Origin of the sequence: Actinomadura sp. SCN-SB (assembly GCF_043906805.1) — a bacterium.
GTDB lineage: Bacteria > Actinomycetota > Actinomycetes > Streptosporangiales > Streptosporangiaceae > Spirillospora.
This window is the reverse complement of sequence record NZ_JBIMPP010000017.1, coordinates 88,043-114,323: the sequence shown is the minus strand read 5'-3', so window position 1 is coordinate 114,323 and position 26,281 is coordinate 88,043. Positions and strand designations below refer to the sequence as shown.

23 protein-coding genes are annotated in these 26,281 nt (G+C 73.1%); 18 read left to right on the top strand and 5 right to left on the bottom strand.

Going from position 1 to position 26,281, the window contains the following annotated elements:
* Window positions 1-2: 2 nt before the first annotated feature.
* The 5 genes from ACGWYJ_RS14205 to ACGWYJ_RS14185 all read left to right on the top strand — a co-directional run bounded on the left by ACGWYJ_RS14205 (window position 3) and on the right by ACGWYJ_RS14185 (window position 7,371).
* Window positions 3-968: a hypothetical protein gene (locus ACGWYJ_RS14205; protein ID WP_395106392.1), complete on the top strand. Its 966-nt coding sequence runs from the start codon at window positions 3-5 to the stop codon at window positions 966-968.
* Between the two features lie 48 nt (window positions 969-1,016).
* Complete coding sequence (gene murJ / locus ACGWYJ_RS14200; protein WP_395106391.1) at window positions 1,017-2,720, top strand: murein biosynthesis integral membrane protein MurJ; 1,704 nt, start codon at window positions 1,017-1,019, stop codon at window positions 2,718-2,720.
* Entirely contained in the window at window positions 2,717-3,922 is a 1,206-nt protein-coding gene (locus tag ACGWYJ_RS14195; protein WP_395106390.1) for a glycosyltransferase family 4 protein, read from the top strand. Before murJ ends, ACGWYJ_RS14195 begins: the two co-directional genes overlap by 4 nt.
* Before the next feature lie 188 nt (window positions 3,923-4,110).
* Entirely contained in the window at window positions 4,111-5,088 is a 978-nt protein-coding gene (locus ACGWYJ_RS14190) for a TerC/Alx family metal homeostasis membrane protein (RefSeq protein ID WP_395106409.1), read from the top strand.
* A gap of 84 nt (window positions 5,089-5,172) precedes the next feature.
* Complete coding sequence (locus tag ACGWYJ_RS14185) at window positions 5,173-7,371, top strand: acyl-CoA dehydrogenase (RefSeq protein ID WP_395106389.1); 2,199 nt, start codon at window positions 5,173-5,175, stop codon at window positions 7,369-7,371.
* 22 nt (window positions 7,372-7,393) lie between these two features.
* Here the strand turns inward: ACGWYJ_RS14185 and ACGWYJ_RS14180 are convergent, their stop codons facing one another.
* Window positions 7,394-7,741 carry a hypothetical protein gene (locus ACGWYJ_RS14180; RefSeq protein WP_395106388.1) on the bottom strand — a complete coding sequence of 116 codons (348 nt, stop codon included), beginning with the start codon at window positions 7,739-7,741 and terminating at the stop codon, window positions 7,394-7,396.
* A 212-nt stretch (window positions 7,742-7,953) separates the two neighbouring features.
* Here ACGWYJ_RS14180 and ACGWYJ_RS14175 point away from each other — a divergent pair, with 212 nt between their 5' ends.
* Window positions 7,954-8,856: an AAA family ATPase gene (locus tag ACGWYJ_RS14175; RefSeq protein WP_395106387.1), complete on the top strand. Its 903-nt coding sequence runs from the start codon at window positions 7,954-7,956 to the stop codon at window positions 8,854-8,856.
* 2 nt (window positions 8,857-8,858) lie between these two features.
* Entirely contained in the window at window positions 8,859-10,304 is a 1,446-nt protein-coding gene (locus ACGWYJ_RS14170; RefSeq protein WP_395106386.1) for a VWA domain-containing protein, read from the top strand.
* Here the strand turns inward: ACGWYJ_RS14170 and ACGWYJ_RS14165 are convergent.
* The gene (locus ACGWYJ_RS14165) at window positions 10,285-11,703 is read right to left on the bottom strand and encodes an MFS transporter (protein ID WP_395106385.1); all 1,419 of its coding nucleotides are present in this window, start codon (window positions 11,701-11,703) and stop codon (window positions 10,285-10,287) included. The genes ACGWYJ_RS14170 and ACGWYJ_RS14165 overlap by 20 nt on opposite strands.
* A gap of 106 nt (window positions 11,704-11,809) precedes the next feature.
* Between ACGWYJ_RS14165 and ACGWYJ_RS14160 the strand changes: the two genes are divergently transcribed.
* Both ACGWYJ_RS14160 and ACGWYJ_RS14155 read left to right on the top strand, forming a co-directional pair.
* Window positions 11,810-12,310, top strand: coding sequence for a winged helix-turn-helix transcriptional regulator (locus ACGWYJ_RS14160; protein WP_395106384.1), 501 nt, complete (start codon window positions 11,810-11,812; stop codon window positions 12,308-12,310).
* 45 nt (window positions 12,311-12,355) lie between these two features.
* Window positions 12,356-13,963: an adenylate/guanylate cyclase domain-containing protein gene (locus ACGWYJ_RS14155; RefSeq protein WP_395106383.1), complete on the top strand. Its 1,608-nt coding sequence runs from the start codon at window positions 12,356-12,358 to the stop codon at window positions 13,961-13,963.
* Window positions 13,964-13,970: 7 nt separating this feature from the next.
* Here the strand turns inward: ACGWYJ_RS14155 and ACGWYJ_RS14150 are convergent, their stop codons facing one another.
* Together ACGWYJ_RS14150 and ACGWYJ_RS14145 are read right to left on the bottom strand one after the other, a co-directional pair.
* Window positions 13,971-14,495, bottom strand: coding sequence for an AAA family ATPase (locus ACGWYJ_RS14150; RefSeq protein ID WP_395106382.1), 525 nt, complete (start codon window positions 14,493-14,495; stop codon window positions 13,971-13,973).
* 168 nt (window positions 14,496-14,663) lie between these two features.
* On the bottom strand, window positions 14,664-15,329 hold the full coding sequence (locus ACGWYJ_RS14145; protein ID WP_285698197.1) for an MBL fold metallo-hydrolase: 666 nt from the start codon (window positions 15,327-15,329) through the stop codon (window positions 14,664-14,666).
* Between the two features lie 200 nt (window positions 15,330-15,529).
* Between ACGWYJ_RS14145 and ACGWYJ_RS14140 the strand changes: the two genes are divergently transcribed.
* The 7 genes from ACGWYJ_RS14140 to ACGWYJ_RS14110 all read left to right on the top strand — a co-directional run bounded on the left by ACGWYJ_RS14140 (window position 15,530) and on the right by ACGWYJ_RS14110 (window position 22,112).
* Window positions 15,530-16,057 (top strand): hypothetical protein, encoded by a 528-nt coding sequence (locus tag ACGWYJ_RS14140; protein WP_395106381.1) that lies wholly within the window; start codon window positions 15,530-15,532, stop codon window positions 16,055-16,057.
* A 42-nt stretch (window positions 16,058-16,099) separates the two neighbouring features.
* Complete coding sequence (locus ACGWYJ_RS14135) at window positions 16,100-16,912, top strand: MBL fold metallo-hydrolase (RefSeq protein WP_395106380.1); 813 nt, start codon at window positions 16,100-16,102, stop codon at window positions 16,910-16,912.
* Window positions 16,913-17,149: 237 nt separating this feature from the next.
* Entirely contained in the window at window positions 17,150-20,014 is a 2,865-nt protein-coding gene (gene uvrA, locus ACGWYJ_RS14130) for an excinuclease ABC subunit UvrA (protein ID WP_395106379.1), read from the top strand.
* Window positions 20,015-20,141: 127 nt separating this feature from the next.
* Window positions 20,142-20,582 (top strand): T3SS (YopN, CesT) and YbjN peptide-binding chaperone 1, encoded by a 441-nt coding sequence (locus ACGWYJ_RS14125; protein WP_395106378.1) that lies wholly within the window; start codon window positions 20,142-20,144, stop codon window positions 20,580-20,582.
* A gap of 9 nt (window positions 20,583-20,591) precedes the next feature.
* A complete protein-coding gene (locus ACGWYJ_RS14120) occupies window positions 20,592-21,047 on the top strand; it encodes a trypsin-like peptidase domain-containing protein (RefSeq protein ID WP_395106377.1) in 456 nt (151 codons plus the stop codon).
* Window positions 21,048-21,142: 95 nt separating this feature from the next.
* Window positions 21,143-21,562: a sarcosine oxidase subunit gamma family protein gene (locus ACGWYJ_RS14115; RefSeq protein WP_395106376.1), complete on the top strand. Its 420-nt coding sequence runs from the start codon at window positions 21,143-21,145 to the stop codon at window positions 21,560-21,562.
* Window positions 21,563-21,629: 67 nt separating this feature from the next.
* Window positions 21,630-22,112: a Rieske (2Fe-2S) protein gene (locus ACGWYJ_RS14110; protein WP_395106375.1), complete on the top strand. Its 483-nt coding sequence runs from the start codon at window positions 21,630-21,632 to the stop codon at window positions 22,110-22,112.
* Here ACGWYJ_RS14110 and ACGWYJ_RS14105 read toward each other — a convergent pair.
* Window positions 22,099-23,301 carry a mechanosensitive ion channel family protein gene (locus ACGWYJ_RS14105; protein ID WP_395106374.1) on the bottom strand — a complete coding sequence of 401 codons (1,203 nt, stop codon included), beginning with the start codon at window positions 23,299-23,301 and terminating at the stop codon, window positions 22,099-22,101. The two genes, ACGWYJ_RS14110 and ACGWYJ_RS14105, sit on opposite strands and share 14 nt — an antisense overlap.
* 41 nt (window positions 23,302-23,342) lie before the next feature.
* Here ACGWYJ_RS14105 and uvrC point away from each other — a divergent pair, with 41 nt between their 5' ends.
* Both uvrC and rapZ read left to right on the top strand, forming a co-directional pair.
* On the top strand, window positions 23,343-25,340 hold the full coding sequence (uvrC, locus tag ACGWYJ_RS14100; protein WP_395106373.1) for an excinuclease ABC subunit UvrC: 1,998 nt from the start codon (window positions 23,343-23,345) through the stop codon (window positions 25,338-25,340).
* Window positions 25,341-25,381: 41 nt separating this feature from the next.
* Window positions 25,382-26,215: an RNase adapter RapZ gene (gene rapZ, locus ACGWYJ_RS14095; RefSeq protein WP_395106408.1), complete on the top strand. Its 834-nt coding sequence runs from the start codon at window positions 25,382-25,384 to the stop codon at window positions 26,213-26,215.
* Window positions 26,216-26,281: the final 66 nt, after the last annotated feature.

Here is a 26,281-nt window from a genome sequence, read left to right as displayed (position 1 = left end):
CCATGACACGATCGCGATCGTCGGGCGGGCGCGTGGCGCGCCTGGTGGCGGGCACGGTCTTGGGCGCGGTCGCGGCGCGGGCCGCCTACCGCGCGCTGGTCCCACAGGTGAACGGGCTGGACGGTGCCGAGGCGTGGAGCCGCACCAACCATCGGGGCGAGCCGGTGACGCTGCTGGAGGGTCCCGCGTTCGTGGCGGGCGCCGCCGCGGCCGGGCTGCTGGCCCCCGGCACCGGCGGCCGGATGCGCGCCGCCGCGCTGCTGGCGGGCGCGGGCGCGGGCGTTCTCGGCGCGTACGACGACCTGGCCGGGTCCGCGGATTCGCGCGGCTTCAAGGGGCATCTGGGCGCGCTGGCCCGCGGTGAGGTCACCAGCGGCGCGGTGAAGATCCTGGGGATCGGCGCGACGGGGCTCGCGGCGGCGGCGGTCGCCGGCCCGCCCGCCTCGTCCCGCTCCGCCGGGACGGCGGCCGGGCTTCTCGACACGCTGATCAACGGCGCGATCATCGCGGGGTCCGCCAACCTGATGAACCTGTTCGACCTGCGTCCCGGGCGCGCGATCAAGGTGGGGCTGATCGCGGGGACGCCGCTGGCGCTGTCCCCGTCCGCGTCGGCGGTGGTGGCGGCCCCGCTGGGCGCCGCCGCCGCGCTGCTCCCCGAGGACCTGGCCGAACGCGCCATGCTCGGCGACACCGGCTCCAACGCGCTGGGCGCGCTGCTGGGCCTGGCCGCGACCCGGCTGGGACGCGGCCCGCGGCTCGCCGTCCTGGCGGGCCTGGCCGGGCTGAACGCCGCCAGCGAGTTCGTCAGCTTCACCAAGGTCATCCGGGAGACCCCGGTGCTGAACTGGGTGGACATGCTGGGGCGGCGGCCTCCCGCGACCCCGGGCCCGTCCCCGTCCGTCCAGGTGCCGCCGCAGGCGGGTCCGGTGAACGCCGGTGACGGCGCCGTCACCGGCCCGGCGTCCTGACGCGCCGACCGGCCCTCCCCGACCGGCCATCATCCCGCCTCCAGCCCGGTGACCCGAAACCACGACCTCGACGCCGACCCCGGCGCCGCCACGCCGCCCGCTCCCGACCCGGAGCCCCGCGCGCCCGTCCCCGACCCGGGATCAGGCGCGGCGCCGTGGCTGCGCCGGCTGGCCGGAGGGGTGGCCGGCGCGGCCGTGATCATCGGGGTGATCACGGTGCTGTCGCGGCTGGCCGGGTTCGGGAGGACCTACGCGTTCTCGCAGACCGTCACCACCTCGTGCCTGAGCCAGGCGTACTTCACCGCGACGCAGCTCCCCAGCATCGTGTACGAGATCGTGGCGGGCGGCGCGCTGGCCGGGATGGTGGTGCCGGTGCTGGCCGGTCCCGCCGAGCGCGGCGACCGGGACGCGGTGCGGCGGACGGCGTCGGCGCTGCTGACCTGGATCGTGCTGCTGATGGTGCCGCTGTCGGCGCTGATGGCGGTGCTGTCGCGGCCCCTGATGCGCCTGCTGGTGGGCACCGACCTGGAGGGCTGCTCGCGGTCGGGGATCGTCGCGGTCGGCGGCGACATGATGGCGATCATGGCGCCGCAGATGGTGATGTACGGGGTCGCGGTGGTGCTGTACGGGGTGTTGCAGTCCCATCGCCGGTTCGTGGCGCCCGCGCTGGCGCCGCTGATGTCGAGCCTGGTGGTGATCGGCGCCTACCTGGTGTACGCGCCGCTGGGCCGCGGGCATGAGAACGACCTGGCGGGCCTGCCGCCGGCGGCCGAGCTGACGCTGTCGATCGGGACGGCGCTGGGCGGTGTGGCGATGGCGGTGACGGCGGGTGTGGCGGCGTGGCGGCTTCGGCTGGGGTTGCGTCCCGCGCTGCGGTTCCCCGAAGGCGTGGCCCGGAAGGTACGGCGGCTGGCGTTGGCCGGGCTCGCCACGGTGGTGGCGCAGCAGTTGTCGGCACTGCTGGTCGTACGGCTGAGCTATGAGGGCACGGGCGGTGCCTTGGCGAATTACCAGTACGCCTGGGCGCTGTATCTGCTTCCTTGGGCGATCCTGGCCGTGCCCATCGCGACCAGTGCGTTCCCCATGCTGTCGGCGCGGTTGGAGGAGGCGGCCGCGTTCGACCGGATCACGGCGTCCACGACGCGCGCGGTGATCCTGGTGTCGTGCGCGGGGGCGGCGGCGCTGGGCGCGGTGGCGGTCCCTGTGGCGGCGGTCTTCAACCCCGGCCTGTCCGGTCAGCAGGAGGTGCTGGCCCGTGCGGTTCTCGCCTTCGCGCCCGGCCTGCTGGGGTACGGTCTGGTCGCACACTTGCAGCGGGTGCTGTTCGCCTGCCATCGGGGCAGGATGGGGGCCGTCGCCATCGTCACGGGGTGGGCGGCGGTGATGGCCGCCGACGTGGCGCTCGTCCTCACGGTCGAGCGGCAGTGGGTGGTGGCGGCGCTGGGAGCGGGCAACGCCGCGGGCATGACGTTGGCGGGGGTGCTGCTGCTCGCCACGCTCGTACGGGCGCGGGGGAGCGGCGCCGTGCGGGGCGTGCCGCGCGCGCTGGCCGCCGGGATCGCGGGGGGCGTCGCGGGAGGGGCCGCGGGCGCCGCGGCCGCCGCCGTCCTCGGCACGGGGGGCCAGGTGCGGAACATCGGTGTGGCGGCGCTGGCCGCCCTGACCGCCGCGGCGGTGTTCGCGGCGCTCGCGTTCGTGATCGACGGCCGGGATCTGCGGGCCGTCCTGAGCCGGAAGGTCGCGCGACAATGACGGAATCGGACATGGCCGCCCGGGGGAGCGCCGCCCCGAGAAGCGCGGGCAGGGACCTGGACGGCCTGCGGGTGGCGCAGGTCCTCGGCACCAGCGCGGGCGGGGTGGGCCGGCATGTGCGGTCCGTCGCGGCGGGGCTGGTCGGTCGCGGGGCGCGCGTGGTGGTGTGCGGTCCTGCCGAGACCGAGGCGACGTTCGGGTTCGAGCGCCAGGGTGTTCGGTTCGCGGCGGTGGATCTGGCCGACCGCCCCCGTCCCCTGAACGACGCGAAGGCCGTGGCGCGGCTGCGCGCGCTGCTGCGCGGTGCCGACGTGGTGCACGCCCACGGCCTGCGCGCGGGAGCTCTGGCGGTCGCAGCCTGCGCCAGGGTCGCGCCGGGGCCGCTGCGGTTCGCCCCCGGCGGCCCTCCGCTCGTGGTCACGCTGCACAACGCGCTCATCGCGGACGGGCGTACGGCGCTGGTGTACGGGGCACTGGAGCGTGCCGTCGCGTACGGCGCGGACGAGGTCTTGGGCGTGTCCCCCGACCTGGAGGAACGGATGCGCGCGCGCGGTGCCCGCTCGGTGGGGCACGCCCTGGTCCCGGCGCCGGTCCCGCGCACGCGCCCGGGTGCGGCGGCCCGCGCCGACCTGCGGGACGAGCTGGGCGTGGGGGAGCGCCCGCTGATCCTGACCGTGGGGCGGCTGGCGGAGCAGAAGGGCCTGCCCACCCTGCTGGACGCGTCCGAGGGGTGGGGGCGGCGCACCCCGCCGCCGCTGGTCGCGATCGTGGGGAACGGGCCCCTCGAAGAGCGGTTGCGGGCCCGGATCGACGCCGAGGACCTGCCGGTGCGGCTGCTGGGCCGCCGCGGGGACGTCCCGGCGCTGCTGGCCGCCGCCGATGTGGCGGTGGTGCCGAGCGTGTGGGAGGGGCAGCCGCTGATCGTCCAGGAGATCCTGCGCGCGGGCCGCCCGCTGGTCGCCACGCGCGTCGGCGGGATCCCCGGGATGGTGGACGACGCGGCGCTGCTGGTGCCTCCCGGTGACGCCGCCGCGCTGGAACGGGCCGTGAACGACGTCCTGGACGATCCGGCGCTGGCGGCCCGGCTCGGCGCCGAGGCGGCGCGGCGCGGGGCGGACCTGCCGACCGAGGCGGACGCGGTGGACCAGCTCGCGGGCATCTACCTCCGGCTCGCCGAGAACAGGCCCGCCAAGAAAAGGTGAGGATCGTGGAACGTGTCCGCCGCGTTCCACGTTGGCCCGGGTAGTGGAGGGGAGTATCCCCGCGCGCCCGCTTCGTCAGCACGGCCGGTCCGTACCGGCCCGGGGCGGCGGCCCGGGCGCGCTCGCGGGCGTTCCCAGGCGGGAGAGACCTCCGGCGTAGCCGCGTGTCGACCGCCGGAGGTGTCGCCTTGCACGTCCCCGCCTGGGTGTGGGCCCTGACCGTGACCGGGATCCTCGCCGTGATCGCGGTGGATCTGCTGGTGATCCATCGTGGCGGGCATCGCGAGTTCACCACCCGCCGGGCGGCCTTCTGGTCCGCCGTCTACATCGGCCTGGCGACGGTGTTCGGAATGGGCGTGTGGGCGTTCTCCGGTCCCCGGTACGCGGGCGAGTACTTCGGCGGGTTCGTCACCGAGAAGAGCCTGAGCGTCGACAACCTCTTCGTCTTCATGGTGATCCTGTCGCGCTTCGCCGTGCCCAGGCAGGCGCAGCACCTGGTGCTGATGGTGGGGATCGTCATCGCGCTGGTGCTGCGCGCGGCGTTCATCGCCGCGGGCGCCGCCGCCCTGCACGCCTTCACCTGGGTGTTCATCGTCTTCGGCGTCTTCCTGGTCTGGACGGCGGCCGGGCTCGTCCGCGGCCACGGGGGCCAGGAGAACGCGGGGGACAACGCGCTGATGCGCTGGGCGCGGCGGGTGCTGCCCACCACGGACCGGTACGACGGCAACCGCATGGTCGCCCGGGTGGACGGCCGCCGCGTGGTCACCCCGCTGTTCCTGGTGGTCCTGGCGATCGGGTCCACCGACGTGATGTTCGCGCTGGACTCCATTCCGGCGATCTTCGGGCTGACCACCGAGCCGTACCTGGTGTTCACCGCCAACGCGTTCGCGCTGATGGGCCTGGTGCAGCTGTACTTCCTGCTGGGCGGGCTGGCGGTCCGGCTGGTGTACCTGGGGCACGGGCTGGCGGCCATCCTCGGCTTCATCGGCGTGAAGCTGATCCTGCACGCGCTGCACGAGTACGGCGTCTCGTGGGCGCCGGACATCCCGATCCCGCTGTCCCTGTCGGTGATCGCGATCACGCTCGTGGTGACCACCGTCGCGAGCCTCGCCGCCGCCCCGCGGGGCGGCCGGGCGGGCTCTCCCGCGGAAGTTACTGAGACGTAACTCACGCTTCCGCTCCACCTCTCGGCCCGGGACCGAATCCTGTTCTAGAATCGGGGTCCTCAGCGCTCTGAAAGAGGGTGACGCATGGCCATCGGGCTGACCGAAGAGCACGAGGCGCTCGCCGAGTCCGTCCGCGGGTTCGCCGAACGCAACGTCCCCGCGACGGCCGTACGCTCCGCGCTCGACGCGGACGAGGAGACCCGGCCCGGCTTCTGGCAGGCCCTCGCGGAGCAGGGCCTGACGGGGCTGCACCTGCCGGAGGAGCACGGCGGGCAGGGCTTCGGCCTGCTGGAGCTCGCGGTCGTCCTGGAAGAGCTGGGACGGGCCATGGTCCCCGGGCCGTTCCTGCCGACCGTGCTGGCGTCCTCCGCGGTGAACGCCTCCAGCAACGCCAAGGCCCGTGCCGAGCTGCTGCCCGGCCTGGGCGACGGGTCCAGGACCGGCGCCCTCGCCCTCACCGCCGACCTGACCGGGCGCCGCGACGGCGGCGCGCTGGTGGTCTCGGGCACGGCCCGCACGGTGCTGGGCGCCGCCCTCGCCGACGTGCTGGTGCTGCCCGTCACGACCGGCGAGGGCGCCCGCGAGTGGGTGGTGATCGACGCGGCCGACGTGAGCGTGACGCCCGTCCAGAGCCTGGACAGGACGCGCCGCGTCGCCACGGTCGAGGTGCCCGGCGTGGCGGTGGGCGCCGGCCGTGTCCTGGACGGGCTCACCGACGCGGCCGTGCGCGACCTGGCCGTCACGCTGATGGGCGCGGAGGCGGCCGGGACGGCCTCCTGGTGCGTCACCACCGCCGCCGAGTACGCCAAGGTCCGTGAGCAGTTCGGCCGTCCCATCGGGCAGTTCCAGGGCGTCAAGCACAAGGCGGCCCGGATGCTGATCGCCCTGGAGCAGGCCCGCGCCGCCGTGTGGGACGCCGCCCGCGCCCTGGACGACGCGGCGCCGGACGCCTCCTTCGCCGCCGCGGTCGCCGGGGTGATCGCGCTGGACGCCGGCGTCCAGACCGCGCGCGACGCCGTCCAGATCCTCGGCGGCATCGGGTTCACCTGGGAGCACGACGCCCACCTGTACGTGCGCCGCGCGTCGACGCTGCGGGCGCTGACCGGGCCAGCCAAGGGGTACGCGGCCGAGGTCGCCCGCGCCGCGCTGGCGGGCGGGCGCCGCGCGGTCGAGGTGGAACTGGACGAGGACGCCCAGCCGCTGCGCGAGACCATCCGCGCCCAGGTCGCCGAGCTGGCCGCCATCGAGGACAAGGGCGAGCGCAACCGCACAATGGGCGACGAGGGCTGGAGCGTGCCGCACATGCCCAAGCCCTGGGGGCGCGGCGCCTCGCCGGTCGAGCAGGTCCTCATCCAGCAGGAGCTGAAGGCGGCCAAGGTCAAGCCGCCGAACCTGGTGATCGGCGCCTGGCTGGTGCCGTCGCTGGTCGCCTACGGGACGCAGGAGCAGAAGGAGCGCTTCCTGCGGCCGACGCTGCGCGGCGAGCTGGTGTGGTGCCAGCTGTTCAGCGAGCCGGGCGCCGGCTCCGACCTGGCGTCGCTGTCGATGCGGGCCGAGCGGGTCGAGGGCGGCTGGAGGCTGACCGGCCAGAAGATCTGGACGTCGGTGGCCCAGTACGCGCAGTGGGGGTTCTGCCTGGCCAGGACCGATCCCGACGCCCCCAAGCACGACGGCATCACCTACTTCCTGGTCGACATGAAGGCGCCCGGCGTCGACGTGCGGCCGCTGAAGGAGATGACCGGCGAGAGCCTGTTCAACGAGGTGTTCCTCGACGGGGTGTTCGTCCCCGACGACCAGGTGGTCGGCGAGGTGAACAAGGGCTGGCAGGTCGCCCGCAACACCCTCAGCAACGAGCGGGTGTCGCTGTCGACCGGCGGCGGCCTGGGCATGGGCGTGCCGGAGCTGCTGACGTTCTTCGCCGAGCGGGACCTGGACCCGATCGCCGAGGCCGAGGTGGGGCGGCTGGTCGCGCAGGGCCAGTCGATCGACCTGCTCGGGCTGCGCACCACCCTCAAGCAGCTGAACGGGGTGGAGCCCGGGGCGGAGGCGAGCGTCCGCAAGCTGCTGGGCGTCCAGTTCAACCAGGACGTCGCGGACTACTGCTGGGCGGCGCAGGGAGCGGAGGCGGCCACCGAGGTGCCGTTGCAGGGCAGCGGGATCGTGGCGCGGGCGATGCTGTTCAGCCGGGCGATGACGATCTACGGCGGCACCACCGAGGTGCAGCTGAACATCATCGGCGAGCGCATGCTGGGCCTGCCCCGCGACCCCGAGCCCGGGAAATGACCGGCTGACGCGGCGCCGGGGCTCAGCGCCGCAGGACGCCGAAGACGATGTTGACCAGGACGATCCCCACCCAGGCGATCAGGAGCCCCGGCAGCCCGGCGGTGCCCACCCCGATGCCGCTGAGCGGGATGGCCGTCAGCAGGGAGACGATGGCCAGCGTGAGGGTGCCGTCGCCCTGGCCCTTGGCACGCGGCTCGCCGGCGGGTTCGCGCTTGGACCGGCGCGCCGTGTCCTTCTGCCGTGCCGCCAGGGTCTCCTCGATCCGGTCCACCAGCGTCTCGATGAAGGCGTCGTCGTAGTCGGGCCCCAGCTCGCGCCGGGCCGCCAGCGCGGCGGCGAGGTCGTCGCGGGGCAGACCTGGAGTCTCCATCCTTCGTTTATAAGCAGTGGCCGCGCGGATGGCGTCCCTCCTGGGAAGGAGAACAGCCGTACGCCCCAGGGACGAGGACCGGGAACAACGCCGGAGATGCAACGATGATCCGTGACCGGTGGCCCTGGCCGCGAAGGTCGTGACATGAAGGCGCACGCATGAAGGAAGGCGCACGCGGAGATGAAGGCGTTCGCGTACGAGAAGGCGCACGTATGACCGCCGAGGGCACCGGGGAGCTCGCAGCGCACGGATTCGCGGGGTTCGCCTCGCCCGCCGACGTCGTCCGCGGGCTCGCCGGGATCGGCTACCTGGCGGACGAGGCCATCGCGACCACGGTGTTCCTGGCCCAGGCGCTCGGCAAGCCGCTGCTGGTGGAGGGCCCGGCGGGGGTGGGCAAGACCGAGCTCGCCAAGGCCGTCGCCGCCGCCACCGGGGCCGAGCTGATCAGGTTGCAGTGCTACGAGGGCCTGGACGAGGCCCGCGCGCTGTACGAGTTCAACTACAAGAAGCAGCTGCTGGCGATCCAGGCGGCCCCCGGCGACCAGGGCTGGCAGCGCACCCACGACGACATCTTCTCCGAGGAGTTCCTGCTGGAACGGCCGCTGCTGGCGGCGATCCGGCGCACCGGCCCGACCGTGCTGCTGATCGACGAGGCGGACAAGGCCGACGTCGAGGTGGAGGGGCTGCTGCTGGAGGTGCTGTCGGACTTCCAGGTGACCATCCCCGAGCTGGGCACGGTCAGCGCGACCCGCCGCCCGTTCGTGGTGATCACCTCCAACGCGGCGCGGGAGCTGTCGGAGGCGCTCAAGCGCCGCTGCCTCTACCTGTACCTGACCTATCCCGAGCCGGAACGGGAACGGGAGATCGTGCTGTCGCAGGTGCCGGGGATCGAGGCGGCGCTGGCCGAGCAGCTGGTGCGCACGGTCGGCACGCTGCGCGAGCTGGAGGTCAAGAAGGCCCCGTCGATCGCCGAGACGGTGGACTGGGCCCGTACCCTGCTCGCCCTGGGCCTGGACGAGCTGGACGAGGACGCGGTCGCGCGCACGCTGGGCGTGGTCCTCAAGCACGCCTCCGACCAGGAGCGCGCCGTGAAGGAACTGGGGCTGCGGGGCTGATCGTGCGGGACGACGGGGCACGGGACGACGGGGCACGGGACGACGGGGCACGCCGGTCGCTGGTGGACCGCCACACGGGCTTCGTGGCGGCGCTGCGGGAGGCGGGGCTGCCGGTGTCGGTCGCCGAAGGGCTGGACGCGGTCCGCGCGATGCGGGTGATCGACCTGGTGGACCGGGAGGGGCTGCGCGCCGCGTACGCGGCGACGCTGGTCAAGCGGCCCGCGCACCGCGCCACCTTCGACACCCTCTTCGACCTGTGGTTCCCGGCCGCGCTCGGGGACGGCGCCGCGCACGCGGCCGACCCCTCCGCGCGCCGTCCGGCCGCCCGCGAGCCGGGGGAGCGCCCCCTGCCGCCGCCGCTGGACCCGGAGGTGCAGGCGCGCCGCCGCGAGCTGTTCCGGTTGCTGCTGTCCGGGGACGACGCGGGGCTGCGCCAGTTCGCCCGGACGGCCGTGGCCGAGTACGGGCGGACACCGGGACAGGAGTCGTGGTTCTCCTCGGGCGTGCTGCGCGCCATGTCGCCCGAGACGCTGATGGCGGGACTGCTGAACGCCGTCCTGAACGGGGAACGCGGCGAGCTCGCCGAACGGGTGGCGCGGCGGACCTTCCGGTCGCGCATCACCGCGTTCGAGGAGATGGTCGCCACCGAGGTGCGCCGCCGCATCGCCGAGGACACCGGTGTCGAGCGGACCGCCCGCATGGCCGTGCGCCCCCCGCTGGAACGGCTCGACTTCGGCCGTGCCGCGCGGGCCGACCTCGCGGCGATGCGCCGCGAGGTCTACCCGCTGGCGCGGCGGCTGGCGACCCGGCTCCAGCAGAGGCAGCGCGCCGGGAACCGCGGACGGCTCGACTTCCGGCGGACGGTCCGGGCGTCCCTGGCGACCGGCGGCGTCCCCCTGGTGACCCGGCACCGGCCGCGCCGCCCGCACCGTCCCGAGCTGGTGATCCTGTGCGACGCCAGCGACTCGGTGTCGGCGTTCGCGCACTTCACACTGCTGCTGACGTTCGCGCTGAGGGAACAGTTCAGCAAGGTGCGGGCGTTCGCGTTCATCGACGCCACCGACGAGATCACCCGGTTCTTCGCGCCCGGCGTGGACGTGGTGGACGCGATGACCCGGCTGGCGCGGGAGGCCGACCTGGTGTGGATCACCGGGCGCAGCAACTACGGCCACGCGATCAAGATGTTCGACGAGCGGTACGGCGACGCGGTCACGCCCCGGGCCTCGCTGCTGGTCCTGGGCGACGCCCGGTCCAACTACGGCGAGCTGTCGCTGCCCATCCTGCGTGACATCGCGGGCCGGGCGCGGCACGCGTACTGGCTCAACCCCGAGCCGCGCTCCCAGTGGGACACCGGCGACTCGGCCGCGTCCCGGTACGGGGAGATCATCCCGATGTACGAGTGCCGCAACCTGGTCCAGCTCACCGAGTTCATCGAGGAGCTGGCGTGAGGGCCTGGGCCGCCCGCGCGGGCTCGCGGACGACGAAGGCGAAGACCGCCCCGAGCGCGGTGAGGGCCGCGCTGACCAGCATCGCGACGTTGGCGCCGTGGGCGAACGCGTCGGCGGGGGAGGCGTGCGCGTTCCCCGTGCCGGTCACGATGGCCCCGACCAGCGCCACGCCCAGCGCGGCGCCGATGTAGCGGGCGGTGTTCCCCGCTCCCGAGCCGAGGCCGGCGCGGTCGGGCGGGACGCTCTCCACGGCCAGCCGCGCCAGCATCGAGTTGCCGAGCCCGCTGCCCACGCCCGCCACGACCAGCCCGGGGACGAGCCGCCACCAGCCTGCGCCGGGCCCGAGGCCCAGCATCGCGGCCTCGCCCACCGCGCTCAGCGCCAGCCCGGCGGCCAGCAGCCGTCCGGCCTGGAACCGCGCGGGCAGCCGCCGCGCCTGGATCGCCACGACGAACGACAGGCCCGACCAGATGGCCAGCAGTAGCGCGGCGTCGAGCGCGTCCATCCCCAGCACCACGCCCAGGACGGTGGGCAGGTAGCTCATCACGCCGATGATCCCCAGCCCGGTGAGCAGCGACCCGACCACCGACAGGAGGAAACCGGGCCGCCGGAACAGGGCGAGGTCGAGCATGGGCTCCCGTGACCGCGCCTCGACCGCCACGAACGCGGCCAGCAGCACGACGCTCGCCGCCAGCAGCCCCAGGGTCGCGGGATGGGTCCAGCCCGTCCGGCCCCAGGTGATCGCGGCGAGCAGGGCGGCGCCGCCGAGGCTCATCGTGAGCACCCCCGGCAGGTCGAGGCGGTGGCGGCGCGCGGCCCGCGACTCCGGAAGGAGCCGGGCGGCGGGCACGGCCAGCGCCAGGGACGCGGCGACGGTGACCCAGTACCAGAGCCGCCATCCGGCGAGCTCGCCCATCCCGGCCGCCGCGATCGGGCCGAGCGCGATGCCCAGCCCGAGCATCGCCCCCCACACGCCGGTGGCGTGCGACAGCCGGGGGCCCGGGGGGAAGGCGGCGCCGATGATGCCGAGACCGGCCGCGATCAGCGCCGCGCTCGCCGCGCCCTGCACGATCCGCCCGGCGATGAAGATCGTGGCGTCCGGCGCCGCGGCGCAGACCGCGCTGGAGACCGCCAGCAGCACCGCGCCGCCGGTGAACATCCGGCGGCGGCCGTGCCCGTCGGCCAGGCTTCCCGCGGTGATCAGCGCCGCGGCCAGGCCGAGGCCGATCGAGCTCATCACCCAGATCTGCGCGATCGGGCCCGCCCGCAGGCCGGCGGCGGTGTCCGGCAGGGTCGCCAGAGGCGCCGTGTAGTTCATCAGGGCCAGCAGGGTGGCGGCTCCGGGGAGGGTCAGCGCCGGGGAGGCACCGGCGGTCCGGGGGGCTGCCGATGAGGTCATGCGTCTCCGCCTTTCGAGCAGGGTGAGTTCAATGAACGAACCAGAACTCGGCCGACTCTAGCACGCGTGGTTCGTTCACTGAACTCCGGATGGGTAGGGTGGGCGCATGGCACTCGGCAAGGACTATGTGAAGCAGGACTGCTCGCTCGCCCGCGCGCTGGAGGTCGTGGGCGAGCGGTGGACGCTGCTGATCGTCCGGGACGCCCTCTACGGTGTGCGCAGGTTCGGGCACTTCCTGACCCATCTGGAGATCCCCCGCGCGGTGCTGTCGACCAGGCTCCAGTCGCTGGTGGAGGCCGGCGTCCTGGAGAAGGACGGCCAGGACTACGTCCTCACCGCCGTCGGCCGCGAGCTGTGGCCCGCGCTCCACATGCTGGCCCGCTGGGGCGAGCGCAACTACTCCGGCCGCGGCCCGTGCCGACTGTTCTTCCACGTCCCCTGCGACACGCGGATCGGGGCGGACGGCGTCTGCCCGGCCTGCGCGATCCCGGCCCCGCTGGAGGAACTGGAAGTGCGCCCCGGCCCCGGGATGAACCCCGAGAAGGACGACCCGATCAGCGTCGCGCTGCGGCGCCCGCACAGGATGCTCGCCCCGTTCGACGGCTGACCGGCCGTCGCGAGGCGCTAACCTGCACGTCGATGGACGGTGTCGATGCACGCTGATGCCACCGAGGCGCTCGGCGGCCCTTCCCGCCGCGGCCCCCTCGGCCCCTTACGGCGCCTGATCGACGGCTGGCCGGGCGACTCCAGGGCGAGCATCGCCCGCCGCGCCAGGCTTCTGGTCACCGCCGCCACCGGGCTGGCCAACGTGGGCGGCGCGCTGGTGGTCCTGCTGTTCACGATCATGGTGCCCGACCCCGGCACCGGGATCTCCGAGCGCGTCCGCACCGTCAACTACCTGGTCTTCACCGCGTACGTGATCGCGGCCGCCCCGGTCGGGCTGCTGATGGGCGAGCGGTTCTTCCGGCGGGTGCGGCGGCTGGCCGAACGGCACGGCGCCCCCGACCGGCGGGAGCGCTCCCTGCTGCTGTACGGGCCGCTGCGGCTGATGTCGCTGCACCTGACCCTGTGGGGGATCGGCACGGTCGGCTGGGTGCTGATCAACCTGCCGTTCTCGGTGCTCCAGGCGGTCAAGGTCGGCCTCACCAGCCTGCTCGGCGGGCTGACCACGTGCACCGTCGTCTACCTGCTCACCGAGCGGCTGCTGCGGCGCGCCATCACCACCGCGCTGGCCGCCGAGATGCCCCGCCGCACCGGGCTGCCCGGCGTCGTGGCGCGCTCCGTGCTGGCCTGGGCGCTGGGCACCGCCGTCCCCATCCTCGGGCTGATCGTCCTGGCCATCGGCTCCTTCGTGATCGCCGAGGTGACGGTGCGCGACTTCGCGGTGGCCGTCCTGCTGCTCGGCTCCACCGCCCTGCTGGTCGGCTTCGGCGTCACCTACTTCGCCGCCCGCGCCATCGCCGACCCCGTCGAGTCGGTACGGCTCGGGCTGGCCAGGATCGAGCGCGGCGACCTGGACGCGCAGGTGCCCGTCTACGACGCCAGCGAGGTGGGGCTGCTCCAGGCCGGGTTCAACCACATGGCCGCCGGGCTGCGCGAGCACGCCCGCCTCCAGGACCTGTTCGGACGCCAGGTCGGCGAGGACGTGGCCAGGGTCGCCCTGGAACGCGGCATCGACCTGGGCGGCGAGCTGCGCGAGGTCTCGGTGCTGTTCGTCGACATCATCGCCTCCACCCGGCTCGCCTCCGACCGCCCGCCCACCGAGGTGGTCAGGCTGCTCAACGACTTCTTCGCCGTCGTGGTGGAGACCGTCGGCGAGCACGGCGGCTGGATCAACAAGTTCGAGGGCGACTCCGCCCTCGCGATCTTCGGCGCCCCGCTGGACCTGGACGGCTCCGCCGCGCGGGCCCTGGCCGCCGCCCGCGCCCTGGCCGAACGCCTGCCACGGGACGTCCCGTCCCTGCGCGCCGCGATCGGCGTGTCCGCAGGCGAGGCCGTCGCCGGGCACATCGGCGCCGAGGAACGCTTCGAGTACACCGTCATCGGCGACCCGGTGAACGAGGCCGCCCGCCTCACCGAGCTCGCCAAGGCCACCGAGGCGCGGGTGCTGGCCGCCGGGTCGCTGGTGGAACGGGCCGCCGGGGAAGGGGCGGAGGGCGCGGAGGAGGCCCGGCACTGGCGCCTGGACGGCGAGGTCACGGTCCGCGGCCGCACCGAGCCGACCCGGCTCGCCGTCCCCGCAGAACCCTGCGAGCCGTAGCGCGCGGTCAGCCCAGATGGATCGCGCGCAGGCCGTCGGCCCGCGCGCGGTCGAGGAGGGTGACCGTGGCGGCCGGCGGGACGGCGCCCGCGCGAGCGCGCCGCACCAGGGGCCCCCACCGGCGGACGTGCCGGGCGAACGTCACCGTGGTCACCACCCGGCCACGGGCGACCTGCCCCGCCAGGGCGGTGCCGGGATCCACGTCGATCAGGACGAGGTGCACCTGGGAGCCGTGCCTGCGCGCCATCCACGCGAACAGATGCAGGATGTGCGGCCAGGTGCCGCGGGTGTGGGCGACCACGCCGTCACCGCGCAGGACGGCGCGCGCGATCCAGCACACATGCGTCGCGTTCACCAGGGGCACCCGTGCGCGGGCCGGAACCGGCCGCAGCAGCCGCGCCCAGCGGTTACGGGCCTGCCGCGAGTCGATCACCCATCCGCCGTCGATGCGGACCGGCCCGCATTCGTCACCGCGCAGCCGGTAGAGCCGTTCCAGAAGCGTGCTCTTGCCCGCGCCGGGCAGCCCCGCCACCAGCACGAGGGACCCGGCCGGATAGCGCAGCTCGGCGCCCGTCGCACCCGCCCCCTGTTCGGACTCCGCCCTCTTGAGCTCGCGGATTATTCCTCTCCCGGTGTAGCGCCCCCGTGAACACTGCCGGTCGGAAGAACGAACACCCGCCGCCAGTGGTTCCTGGGGCGCTCACCAGCCGCGCGAGCGCCATTCCGGCAGCGAGGGGCGCTCGCGGCCGAGGGTGGAGTCCTTGCCGTGGCCGGGATAGAACCAGGTGGCGTCGGGAAGGCGGTCGAAGACCCGCTCCTCGACGTCCGACAGTAGCTGCTTGAACCGTACGGGATCGCCCCAGGTGTTGCCGACCCCGCCGGGGAAGAGGCTGTCCCCGGTGAACAGGTGCGGCCGCTCGGCCAGCTCGCCGCCGGCGTCGTACAGCAGGGCGATCGAGCCGGGCGTGTGGCCGCGCAGGTGGATCGCCTCCAGCGTCGCCTCGCCGACGCGGACCGTGCCGCCGTGCTCCACCGGCTCGGTCACCGGCTCCGGCAGCGCCTCCGCGTCGAACGGGTGCGCCACCACGGCGGCGCCGGTCGCCCGGACCACCTCGCTCAGCGCCTCCCAGTGGTCCTGATGCCGGTGGGTGGTGACCACACGGGCGAGCGGGCCGTCCCCGACCAGCTCCAGCAGCCGGGACGCCTCGTTGGCCGCGTCGATCAGCACCTGTTCCCCGGTGGCGGTGCAGCGCAGCAGGTAGGCGTTGTTGTCGTAGGGTCCCACCGCCAGCTTGGTGACGGTGAGCCCGGGCAGCTCCCGGCGGTCGGGAGCGCCTCCGACCTCGACGTTTCCCGTGTAGCCCATGTGCGCCTCCGCGGTAGCGGCAGTGATCTCAAGGGACCATCTTCCCCCATCGGCCCCACCCCATGAACGCGGGGCGCCCGGGAAAACCCCGACCGGGAATGCGTCAGCCGACTCATCTCAACCGTGTCGTGCGGGACGGAAGTTCCGGGCGTCCGGTCCCACCATCGAAGTGCGACGGCACGATCGAAGTGGAGGGCGCCTTGGTCACGACGTCACGTTCCGGTGCTCCGCGCCGCGGTCCCGACCGCGGGCCGGGCACCGGAGCACCCGAGGACCTGCTCGGGCACGCCTGCGCGCTGCTCCGGCTGTGCGGGCAGGACGCGGCGATCGCCGCGGTGCTGCTGTTCCTGGTGGCGATGGGGACGGTGACGCAGCTCGCCTACGCCGGCTGGCCGTCCCTGCTCGCCCAGCTTCCGCTGGTGGCGGTCACCGGCGCGTTCGCGACGTCGGCCTCGCTGGCGGTGCGGTCCCGGCGCACGCTGGTGTCGGCACTGGGCTCGGTACGGGCGGCTACGGGAGCGCCGCTCGACCCGTCGGTGCCGTGGACGCCGATCGGCCTGGCCGCGTCCCTGGACACGGGCCTGCGGGACGCCGAGCTGCGCAGGCTGCTGGGCGCCGCGCACCGCTGCGCCGACCTGGCCTGGCAGGCGGTCGTGTGGGGAGTGGTCACGGCCGTGCTGTTCGCGCTGTGGTCGCTGGTGATGGCGGCGGCCGGTCCGGGCGGGTGACCCGAGGGCGAACGGAAGGCGGGCGGGGGCAGAATGATCTCCATGAGTCACCCCATCTGCGTCACCTGTGGCGTCCAGTACGCCGAGGCCAGGCCCGACTGCCCCATCTGCGACGACGAGCGCCAGTACGTCGGCTGGGGCGGGCAGCGCTGGACCACGCTGGCCGACCTGCGCGCCGCCGGGCACCGCGGCCGGGTCGAGGAGGAGGGGCCGGGGATCGTCGGGATCGGCGCCGAGCCCAAGACCGCCATAGGCCAGCGGGCCCTGCTGGTGCGCACCCCCCAGGGCAACGTCCTCTGGGACATGATCACCCACCTCGACGACGACCTGGTGCGCCAGGTGCGCGACCTGGGCGGCGTCGCCTCGATCGCGATCAGCCACCCGCACTTCTACGGGACGATGATCGAATGGTCGCGGGCCTTCGACGCGCCGGTCTTCATCCACGAGGCCGACCGGCGGTGGGTCGCCCGTCCCGACGACGCGGTGACCTTCTGGACGGGCGACACCCTGGAGATCGCCGACGGGCTCACGCTCATCAACGCCGGCGTCCACTTCGCCGGCGGCCAGGTCCTGCACTGGCGGGACGGCGAGGACGGGCGGGGCGCGCTGCTGTCGGGCGACATCCTTCAGGTGGTCATGGACCGCGACTGGGTGAGCTTCATGTACAGCTACCCCAACCTCATCCCCGAGCGGCCCCGCGTCGTGCGCCGGGCGCTGCGCCTGCTGGAGCCGTACCCGTTCGCCCGCGTCTACGGGGCGTTCTGGGGACGGGTCGTCCAGGCCGACGGCAAGCAGGCCGTGCGCCGCTCCGCCGACCGCTACCTCGAACACGCCCTGGACGACGGGCCGGTCTGACGCTCCGGGTGGCGGTAGATCTTCGAACACGTGTACGGTTTCCGGTGCGCCCGTCACTCCGGGGAGGCGAGTGACACGTGATCACCTGGGAAATGCGGTGGCGGGCGCCGCTGTTACATCCACGTTGGAGATCCAGGGACACAGATCCAGGGACGCGGGAGCGGGGGCCGCGGGGACGACCGGAACCGTCCGACCTTCCGGCTAGCCTGTGACCGCGCCGGCATCATCGCCGCGCCCATGAAGAGGAACCGGAACGACGCCGTGCATGACCGACTCATCGTGCGTGGAGCACGCGAGCACAACCTGAAGGACGTCTCGCTCGACCTGCCGCGGGACTCCATGATCGTGTTCACCGGGCTGTCCGGTTCCGGCAAGTCCAGCCTGGCCTTCGACACGATCTTCGCCGAGGGCCAGCGCCGGTACGTGGAGTCGCTGTCGGCCTACGCCCGCCAGTTCCTGGGCCAGATGGACAAGCCCGACGTCGACTTCATCGAGGGCCTGTCCCCGGCGGTGTCCATCGACCAGAAGTCCACCAGCAAGAACCCCCGCTCGACGGTCGGCACCATCACCGAGGTCTACGACTACCTGCGGCTGCTGTACGCCAGGATCGGCCACCCGCACTGTCCCGAGTGCGGCCGCCCGATCAGCCGGCAGGCCCCGCAGCAGATCGTCGACCGGGTGCTGGAGCTGGAGGAGGGCACCAGGTTCCAGGTGCTGGCGCCGGTGATCCGCGGCCGCAAGGGCGAGTACCTGGAGCTGTTCCGGGAGCTCCAGTCCAAGGGCTACTCGCGGGCGCTGGTCGACGGCCAGATGATCAGGCTGGACGAGCCGCCCCGGCTGAAGAAGCAGGAGAAGCACGACATCTCCGTGGTGGTCGACCGGCTCGCGGTCAAGGAGTCGGCGCGGCAGCGGCTGGCCGACTCGGTGGAGACCGCGCTGGGCCTGTCCGGCGGCACCATCGTGCTCGACTTCGTGGACCTGCCCGAAGACGACGAGCACCGCACCCGCATGTTCTCCGAGCACCTCTACTGCCCCTACGACGACCTGTCGTTCGAGGAGCTGGAGCCCCGCTCGTTCTCGTTCAACTCGCCCTACGGCGCCTGCCCGGAGTGCACCGGCCTGGGCACCCGCATGGAGGTCGACCCCGAGCTGGTCGTCCCCGACCCGACCCTCACGCTGGGCGAGGGCGCGATCTCCCCGTGGTCCAACGGGCATGTGAGCGAGTACTTCCTGCGACTGCTGTCGGCGCTGGGCGACGCCATGGGCTTCGACCTCAACACCCCGTGGGAGAAGCTGCCCGCCAAGGCGCGCAAGGCGATCCTCAACGGCCACAGCACCCAGGTACACGTCCAGTACAAGAACCGGTACGGCCGCACCCGCTCCTACTACACCTCCTACGAGGGCGTGATCCCCTACATCCAGAGGCGGCACGCCGAGTCCGAGAGCGACTCCACCCGGGAGAAGTTCGAGGGCTACATGCGGGAGATCCCCTGCCCCGCCTGCGGCGGCGCGCGGCTCAAGCCGGTGATCCTGGCGGTCACCATGGGCGGCCGGTCCATCGCCGACGTGGCGGCCATGCCGATCGGCGAGTGCGCCAAGTTCCTGCTGTCCCTGGAGCTGAACGAGCGGGAGCGGCAGATCGCCGAGCGGGTGCTCAAGGAGATCAACGCGCGCCTCGGGTTCCTGCTGGACGTCGGCCTCGACTACCTGACCCTCGACCGCGCGTCCGCCACGCTGGCCGGCGGCGAGGCGCAGCGCATCCGGCTGGCCACCCAGATCGGCTCCGGCCTGGTCGGCGTCCTGTACGTGCTGGACGAGCCGTCCATCGGCCTGCACCAGCGCGACAACCACCGGCTGCTGGACACGCTGCTGCGGCTGCGCGACATGGGCAACACCCTCATCGTCGTCGAGCACGACGAGGACACCATCCGCGCCTCGGACTGGGTGGTCGACATCGGCCCGCGCGCGGGCGAGCACGGCGGCGAGATCGTGGTGTCGGGCACCGTCGACGACCTGGTCGCGTCGGAGCGGTCGCTGACCGGCGCGTACCTGTCGGGCCGCCGGGAGATCGCGGTGCCGCGCATCCGGCGTCCCCGGCAGAAGGGCCGCGAGGTCACCGTCAAGGGCGCCCGGCAGAACAACCTGCGCGACGTCGACGTGACGTTCCCGCTCGGCGTGTTCACCGCCGTCACGGGGGTGTCGGGCTCGGGCAAGTCCACCCTGGTCAACGACATCCTCTACAACTCGCTGGCCAAGCAGCTGCACGGGGCCCGCACCGTGCCGGGCAAGCACCGCCGGGTCACCGGCGTCGACCTGCTCGACAAGGTGGTGCACGTCGACCAGTCCCCGATCGGCCGCACGCCCCGGTCGAACCCGGCGACCTACACCGGCGTGTTCGACCACATCCGCAAGCTGTTCGCGCAGACCACCGAGGCCAAGGTGCGCGGCTACCAGCCGGGCCGGTTCTCCTTCAACGTCAAGGGCGGCCGCTGCGAGAACTGCTCGGGCGACGGCACCATCAAGATCGAGATGAACTTCCTGCCGGACGTCTACGTCCCCTGCGAGGTCTGCCACGGCGCCCGCTACAACCGGGAGACGCTGGAGGTCCACTACAAGGGCAAGACGATCTCCGAGGTGCTGGACATGCCGATCGAGGAGGCCACCGCCTTCTTCGAGCCGATCAGCGCCATCCACCGGCATCTGAAGACCCTCAACGACGTGGGGCTGGGCTACGTCCGGCTGGGGCAGCCCGCCCCGACCCTGTCGGGCGGCGAGGCCCAGCGCGTCAAGCTGGCGTCCGAGCTGCAGCGCCGCTCCACCGGCCGCACCATCTACGTGCTGGACGAGCCGACCACCGGCCTGCACTTCGAGGACATCCGCAAGCTGCTGGACGTGCTGAACGGCCTGGTCGACAAGGGCAACACGGTGATCGTCATCGAGCACAACCTGGACGTCATCAAGACCGCCGACTGGATCGTCGACATGGGCCCGGAGGGCGGTTCCCGCGGCGGCACCGTGGTCGCCACCGGCACGCCGGAGGACGTGGCGGCGGTCGAGGCCAGCCACACCGGCCAGTACCTCGCCAAGATCCTGGGCACCTGAGCGTTCGGGCCTCCCGGGCGATCCTTCTTTGGTAGCGTCGGCGCCTGCCGATTGGGGGCGTTCGGTTGTTTCGCGTCTTCCACGGCCTTTCTGGTGAACCCCGCCCGGCGCGAAGGAGAGATGGCCGATGGCCAGCCGCGAGATGACGATGGCCTACGTCGAGAAGATCCTCAGGAACTACCTGGGCGTCGACGATCTGGTGCTGGACGAGAACGGCGACGTCCCGATCCGCCGTGGCAGCGCCCTGTACTTCGTGCGGGTGTCCAGGAACGAGCCGTACCACGTCGTGGTGAACTCCACGGTGCTCAAGGGGGTCGAGGAGAGCCTGGAGCTGTACCAGGAGCTCAACAAGATCAACGCCACCACCTACGGCGTCCAGGCGTACTTCGAGAACGGGCGGGTCATCCTCAGCGCCGACATGCTGGCGGACTCGTTGCAGCCCGACGAGCTGGAGCGGGCCTGCCGCAGCATCAGCTCCGGCGCCGACAGGTACGACGACGAGCTGCAGGCGAGGTTCGGCGGGGAGAAGACCTTCGCCGACGACGGCGACGACTCCGTGGACGTCTGAGGGCTCGTCATGCGGTTTCCTCCCGGTGAGGGCATCGATCCCGGTCAGGAGCGGGCGGTGCCCTCGCTGCTGTGGCGGCTCAGCGACGAGCTCGCCGGGCTCGTCGCCCGGGTCCTGCCGTCCGTGGTGGCCATCTGCGGCTCCAAGGACGAGGCGTTCGGCTCCGGTTTCCTGATCGACGGCGACGGCCATGTGGTGACCAACCACCATGTCGTGGCCGGCGAGGACACGCTGCGTGTGACGCTGCGCGGCCATCCGCCGCGGGACGCGGAGCTGCTGGGCTCGGACGCGGCCCTGGAGGTCGGTGACGTGCTCCTCACCATCGAGGGCACCGAGGTGGAGGGCCGCGCCGCGCTCTACGACCATCTGGGCCGCGAGAGCATCGGCAAGCCGCTGACCCTCGAGGCGCTGCGCGACGACGCGGTGGTCGAGCTCACGGTGACGGCGATGGCGCTCGACGACTGACCAGCTCGTCGAGCGCGGCCTCCAGCCCGGTCTACAGCGCCGGCGCCGAGGAGCCGAACGCCTTCGTCCAGGTCGAGTCCGGGCCGGGCGAGCCCATGGTGAGGGCGACCCGGCTGGAGGCTTACGACGGTTCTCCGGACGCGTCCGAGGCGGGCCGGTTCCTCGGCCTGCGCCTGCCCGGAGCCGGGCACGCGGCCGGTGACGGCGAGCCCTACGTCCTGTGGCTGGGCCCGGGCTGGTACCTGGTCGTGGACCGGTTGGGCGATGAGACGGAACTGCTCGCGGGCCTGCCGGACGCCGTCGTGGTGTCGGCGGCGCGCACCGTCCTGGAGCTGTCCGGGCCCGGCGCCCGTGACGCCCTCTCCCACGACTGCCCGCTGGACCTGCATCCCCGCGTCTTCGGCCCCGGCCGCCGCGCCCGGACCCGGCTGCGTCTCCTCCGCAGGCTCCTGGCGTCCACGACCGAGTACCTCCAGGTCGCGCCTAGACTGCGGCCGTGCGCCGGGGGCAGGTGAACCCGCGCAAGCGATCATACGTTCCCCCGGTGACGGAACGAAGCGTACGGAACACGGAGGAGACCGCATGGCACAGGCGCCCGCTTCGCGGACGGACGGATCCGAAGCGGCGGACGACGCCGACCCCGCTCCCGGCGGCGAGACCCGCCGCGGACTCCTGATCGGCGCCGGGCTGGCCGGCGTCGCCGGGCTGGCCGCGGCGTGCGGCGGCGGGGGCGGAGGCGACGACTCCGGCGGCGGTGACTCCGGTGGCGGCGCGGCGGGGACCGTGCTGGCGCGGACCAGCGAGATCCCGGTCGGCGGCGGCAAGATCTTCAAGGACCGCAAGGTCGTCGTGGTGCAGCCCGTCCAGGGCCAGTTCAAGGCGTACGAGGCGACCTGCACGCACCGTGGCTGCTCGGTCGAGAGCGTCGCCGACGGCATGATCGACTGCCCCTGTCACGGCAGCAAGTTCAAGATCACCGACGGTTCGGTGGCCAGCCCGCCCGCCGACGAGCCCCTTCCGGAGAAGGGGATCAACGTCCAGGGCGACCAGATCATGCTGGCCTGAGCCCCGGGGACGAGGCCCTGGACGGGTCCGCACCGGGCCCGTCCAGGGGGCCGGATCCGGCCGGGTCCCCGTTGGTGAGCTCGGCCCGGAAGCGCGGCAGCGCCCCGGGATGGTTCTCGCGGATGTAGTTCACCAGGTGCTCGCGGACGTCGCACCGCAGGTCCCAGGCGCTGGCGGAGTCGGCCGCGCTCATCGTCGCGCGCAGTTGCAGCAGCCCGTTCGGCAGCACCTCGGTGACCTGGAGGATCCACTCGCGCCTGTCCCACAGCGGGTTGTCGCGCAGCATCGAGTACAGCTCCGAGCGCAGCTCCTCCACCGGCACCGACCAGTCCACGTGCAGCAGCACCGAGCCGATCACCCGGCTGGTGTGCCGGGTCCAGTTCTCGAACGGCTGCTCGGTGAAAGAGGAGACGGGCAGGATCAGCCTCCGGTCGTCCCACAGGCACACCACCACGTACGACAGGGTGAGCTCCTCGACCCTGCCCCACTGGCCCTGCACCACCACGACGTCGTCCAGCCGGATCGCGTCGCTGAAGGCGATCTGCAGCCCGGCGAACATGTTGCCCAGCGTGGGCCGCGCCGCGATCCCGATCACCAGCCCGGCCACCCCGGCGGAGGCCAGCAGCCCGGCGCCCAGCGTCCGCACCGCGGGGAAGGTGAACAGCGCCGCGCCCACCGCCACCACCACGACCGCGGCCGCGGCGATCCTGCGCAGGAGCAGGAGCTGCGTCCGCGTCTTGCGGGCCCGCCGGTTGCGCTCGCCCTCGATCCGCATCAGCCGCGCCAGCGCCGGATCGGTGATCGCATAGGAGATCCGCAGGATCAGCCAGGTGGTCACGGCGATCGCGGCGATCCGCAGCAGCTGGTCCACCACCCGGTGCGCCGGGCCGGTCAGGGCGTCCTGCGGCAGCGCGACGACCGCGCTGATCACGATGGCGAACGCGAACGCGGGCGCCGCGCACCGGCGCGCCGCCTCCCCGGCGCTCGGCCAGCGCGCCGACAGCCGCCGCCCCGCCAGCAGCCGGCGGCCGGCCTCCACGACGATCACGGCGAACGCCACCGTGACCGCCGGCACGATCCACTCCCAGAACGCGGACACCGCCGTCTCGACCTCCTCGTCGTGGCCGGGCTCGATGATCCCCAGCCTTGCGTTTCCCGGCGCCCGGCGCCAGAACGAGACCTGTGTCACCCGTGGTGGGTTTGTCTGCCGCCCCTACTAGGCTTTCAGGCGTGGCAGACCCTGCGACCTACCGGCCCGCGCCCGGCTCCATCCCGGAGTCACCAGGCGTCTACCGATTCCGTGACGAACACGGACGGGTCGTCTACGTCGGCAAGGCCAAGAACCTGCGGTCCCGGCTCAACTCCTACTTCGCCGACTTCGCCGGGCTGCACCCCCGCACGCAGACCATGCTGCAGACCGCCGCCCGCGTCGACTGGACGGTGGTGGGCACCGAGGTCGAGGCCCTCCAGCTCGAATACTCCTGGATCAAGGAGTTCGACCCGCGGTTCAACGTGCGCTACCGCGACGACAAGTCCTATCCCTATCTGGCGGTGACCCTCGACGAGGAGTACCCGAGGGTGATGGTGATGCGCGGCGCGAAACGCAAGGGCGTGCGCTACTTCGGGCCGTACTCCCATGCCTGGGCGATCCGGGAGACGGTCGACCAGCTGCTGCGGGTCTTCCCCGTCCGCACGTGCCGTCCGGGGGTGTTCAAGCGGCAGCGCCAGCTCGACCGGCCCTGTCTGCTCGGCTACATCGGCAAGTGCTCGGCGCCCTGCGTCGGCCGGGTCACGCCCGAGGAGCACCGGGGCCTGGCCGAGGACTTCTGCGACTTCATGGCCGGTGAGACCGGCCGGTTCATCAAGCGCCTCGAACGCGAGATGCGCGAGGCCGCCGCCGAGCTGGAGTACGAGCGGGCCGCCCGGCTGCGCGACGACATCCGCGCGCTGGAGCGGGCCCTGGAGAAGCAGACGGTGGTGCTGGGCGACCGGACCGACGGCGACATGATCGCGCTGGCCGAGGACGAGCTGGAGGCGGCCGTCCAGGTGTTCTACGTGCGCGGCGGCCGCATCCGCGGGCAGCGCGGCTGGGTGGTCGACAAGGTGGAGGACGTCACCACCTCCGACCTGGTCGAGCACTTCCTCATCCAGATCTACAGCGAGAGCGAGTCGGTGCCGCGCGAGGTGTTCGTCCCCGAGGCGCCGCCGGACGAGGCCGCGATGACCGAGCTGCTCAGCGAGCAGCGCGGCGGCCCCGTCCACCTGCGGGTGCCGCGGCGCGGCGACAAGAAGGCGCTGCTCGACACCGTCGCGCGCAACGCGATGGAGGCGCTCAAGCAGCACAAGACCCGCCGCGCCAGCGACCTGACCACCCGCAGCCGGGCGCTGCGCGAGCTCCAGGACGCCCTGGAACTGCCCGAGGCGCCGCTGCGGATCGAGTGCTACGACGTCTCCAACCTGCAAGGGTCCAACGTCGTGGCCTCGATGGTGGTGTTCGAGGACGGGCTGGCCCGCAAGGGCGAGTACCGCCGCTTCACGATCAAGGGGGTGGAGGGGCAGGACGACGTCCGCTCCATCCACGAGGTGATCACCCGCAGGTTCCGCCGCTACCTGGCCGAGAGCGAGAAGTTCGGCGAGCTGGACGCGATCGGCGAAGACCCCGGGGACTCGGCCGCGCAGGCGGCCGCGCACCAGCCGATCGACCCCGAGACCGGCAAGCCGCGCAAGTTCGCCTACCCGCCCAACCTGGTGGTGGTCGACGGCGGCCCGCCGCAGGTCGCCGCCGCCCGGCGGGCGCTGGACGAGCTGGGCATCGACGACATCGCGGTGTGCGGCCTGGCCAAGCGGCTGGAGGAGATCTGGCTGCCCGGCGACCCCGACCCGGTGATCCTGCCGCGCAACAGCGAGGGCATGTTCCTCGTCCAGCGGGTACGCGACGAGGCGCACCGGTTCGCCATCACCTTCCACCGGCAGCGGCGGTCCAAGGCCATGACGGTGAGCGAGCTCGATGACGTTCCGGGGCTCGGGCCCGCGCGGCGGGCTGCCCTGCTGAGACACTTCGGGTCGGTGAAGCGGTTGAGGGAGGCGACGCCCGAGCAGATCGCCGAGGTCCCCGGCATCGGCCTGAGCAGCGCGAACCGGATCGCCGCCGCGCTGCGCGGGGGGACGGCGGGCGATCCGCGGGCCGCGCGGCGGAGCCGCGGCCACCACGGGGGAGAGACGAGTTGACGACAGAGACCCAAGTACCCGACATCGTGATCGTCACCGGAATGTCCGGTGCGGGGCGCAGCACGGCCGCCAAGTCCCTGGAGGACCTGGACTGGTTCGTGGTCGACAACCTGCCGCCCGCCCTGCTGGCCACCATGGCCGACCTGGGCGGCCGGGTGAAGGACGCGGTGCCCAGGATCGCCGTCGTGGTGGACGTGCGCAGCCGCGCGTTCACCGACGACCTGCACTCGGCGATCGCCGAGCTGGAGGCGCGCGGCGTCCATCCCCGGGTGGTGTTCCTGGAGGCGGGCGACGCCGACCTGGTCCGCCGGTTCGAGAGCGTCCGCCGCCCGCACCCGCTGCAGGGCGACGGCCGGCTGGTCGACGGGATCGCCCGGGAGCGGGAGCTGGTGCGCGAGGTGCGCGCCGAGGCCGACCTGGTGATCGACACCAGCGGGCTGAACGTGCACGAGCTGCGCGCCAAGATCGTCGGCTTCTTCGGCACCGACACCGGCGAGTCGAGCCTGCGGGCCACCGTCGTGTCGTTCGGCTACAAGTACGGCCTGCCGGTGGACGCCGACCTGGTCGTCGACTGCCGCTTTCTGCCCAACCCGCACTGGATCCCCGAACTGCGCCCCAAGACGGGCCGCGACGCCGCCGTCCGCGACTACGTGCTGGGCCAGCGCGGCGCCAAGGAGTTCCTGGACGCCTACACCGAGGTGTTGCGGCTGCTGGCCGAGGGGTACGAGCGCGAGGGCAAGCACTACGTGACGCTGGCCGTGGGATGCACCGGCGGCAAGCACCGTAGTGTGGCCATGGCGGAGCAGCTCGCCGCCCGGCTGAGGGATGAGGGCATCGAGGTCCAGGCCACCCATCGCGACCTCGGCCGTGAGTGAGCTCGGGAGGCGTGATCCAGGTCCAGCGAACGCTCCGGGTGGTGCCGTGGTGAGCCGGTCCGGGCC

What these genes read in the sequence shown, in the direction of transcription:
- ACGWYJ_RS14205 (WP_395106392.1), top strand. Translation starts at nt 3, where the DNA reads ATGACACGATCGCGATCGTCGGGCGGGCGCGTGGCGCGCCTGGTGGCG.
- ACGWYJ_RS14195 (WP_395106390.1), top strand. Translation starts at nt 2,717, where the DNA reads ATGACGGAATCGGACATGGCCGCCCGGGGGAGCGCCGCCCCGAGAAGC.
- ACGWYJ_RS14185 (WP_395106389.1), top strand. Translation starts at nt 5,173, where the DNA reads ATGGCCATCGGGCTGACCGAAGAGCACGAGGCGCTCGCCGAGTCCGTC.
- ACGWYJ_RS14180 (WP_395106388.1), bottom strand. Translation starts at nt 7,741, where the DNA reads ATGGAGACTCCAGGTCTGCCCCGCGACGACCTCGCCGCCGCGCTGGCG.
- ACGWYJ_RS14175 (WP_395106387.1), top strand. Translation starts at nt 7,954, where the DNA reads ATGACCGCCGAGGGCACCGGGGAGCTCGCAGCGCACGGATTCGCGGGG.
- ACGWYJ_RS14165 (WP_395106385.1), bottom strand. Translation starts at nt 11,703, where the DNA reads ATGACCTCATCGGCAGCCCCCCGGACCGCCGGTGCCTCCCCGGCGCTG.
- ACGWYJ_RS14160 (WP_395106384.1), top strand. Translation starts at nt 11,810, where the DNA reads ATGGCACTCGGCAAGGACTATGTGAAGCAGGACTGCTCGCTCGCCCGC.
- ACGWYJ_RS14155 (WP_395106383.1), top strand. Translation starts at nt 12,356, where the DNA reads ATGCACGCTGATGCCACCGAGGCGCTCGGCGGCCCTTCCCGCCGCGGC.
- ACGWYJ_RS14145 (WP_285698197.1), bottom strand. Translation starts at nt 15,329, where the DNA reads ATGGGCTACACGGGAAACGTCGAGGTCGGAGGCGCTCCCGACCGCCGG.
- ACGWYJ_RS14135 (WP_395106380.1), top strand. Translation starts at nt 16,100, where the DNA reads ATGAGTCACCCCATCTGCGTCACCTGTGGCGTCCAGTACGCCGAGGCC.
- uvrA (WP_395106379.1), top strand. Translation starts at nt 17,150, where the DNA reads ATGAAGAGGAACCGGAACGACGCCGTGCATGACCGACTCATCGTGCGT.
- ACGWYJ_RS14125 (WP_395106378.1), top strand. Translation starts at nt 20,142, where the DNA reads ATGGCCAGCCGCGAGATGACGATGGCCTACGTCGAGAAGATCCTCAGG.
- ACGWYJ_RS14120 (WP_395106377.1), top strand. Translation starts at nt 20,592, where the DNA reads ATGCGGTTTCCTCCCGGTGAGGGCATCGATCCCGGTCAGGAGCGGGCG.
- ACGWYJ_RS14115 (WP_395106376.1), top strand. Translation starts at nt 21,143, where the DNA reads ATGGTGAGGGCGACCCGGCTGGAGGCTTACGACGGTTCTCCGGACGCG.
- ACGWYJ_RS14110 (WP_395106375.1), top strand. Translation starts at nt 21,630, where the DNA reads ATGGCACAGGCGCCCGCTTCGCGGACGGACGGATCCGAAGCGGCGGAC.
- rapZ (WP_395106408.1), top strand. Translation starts at nt 25,382, where the DNA reads ATGTCCGGTGCGGGGCGCAGCACGGCCGCCAAGTCCCTGGAGGACCTG.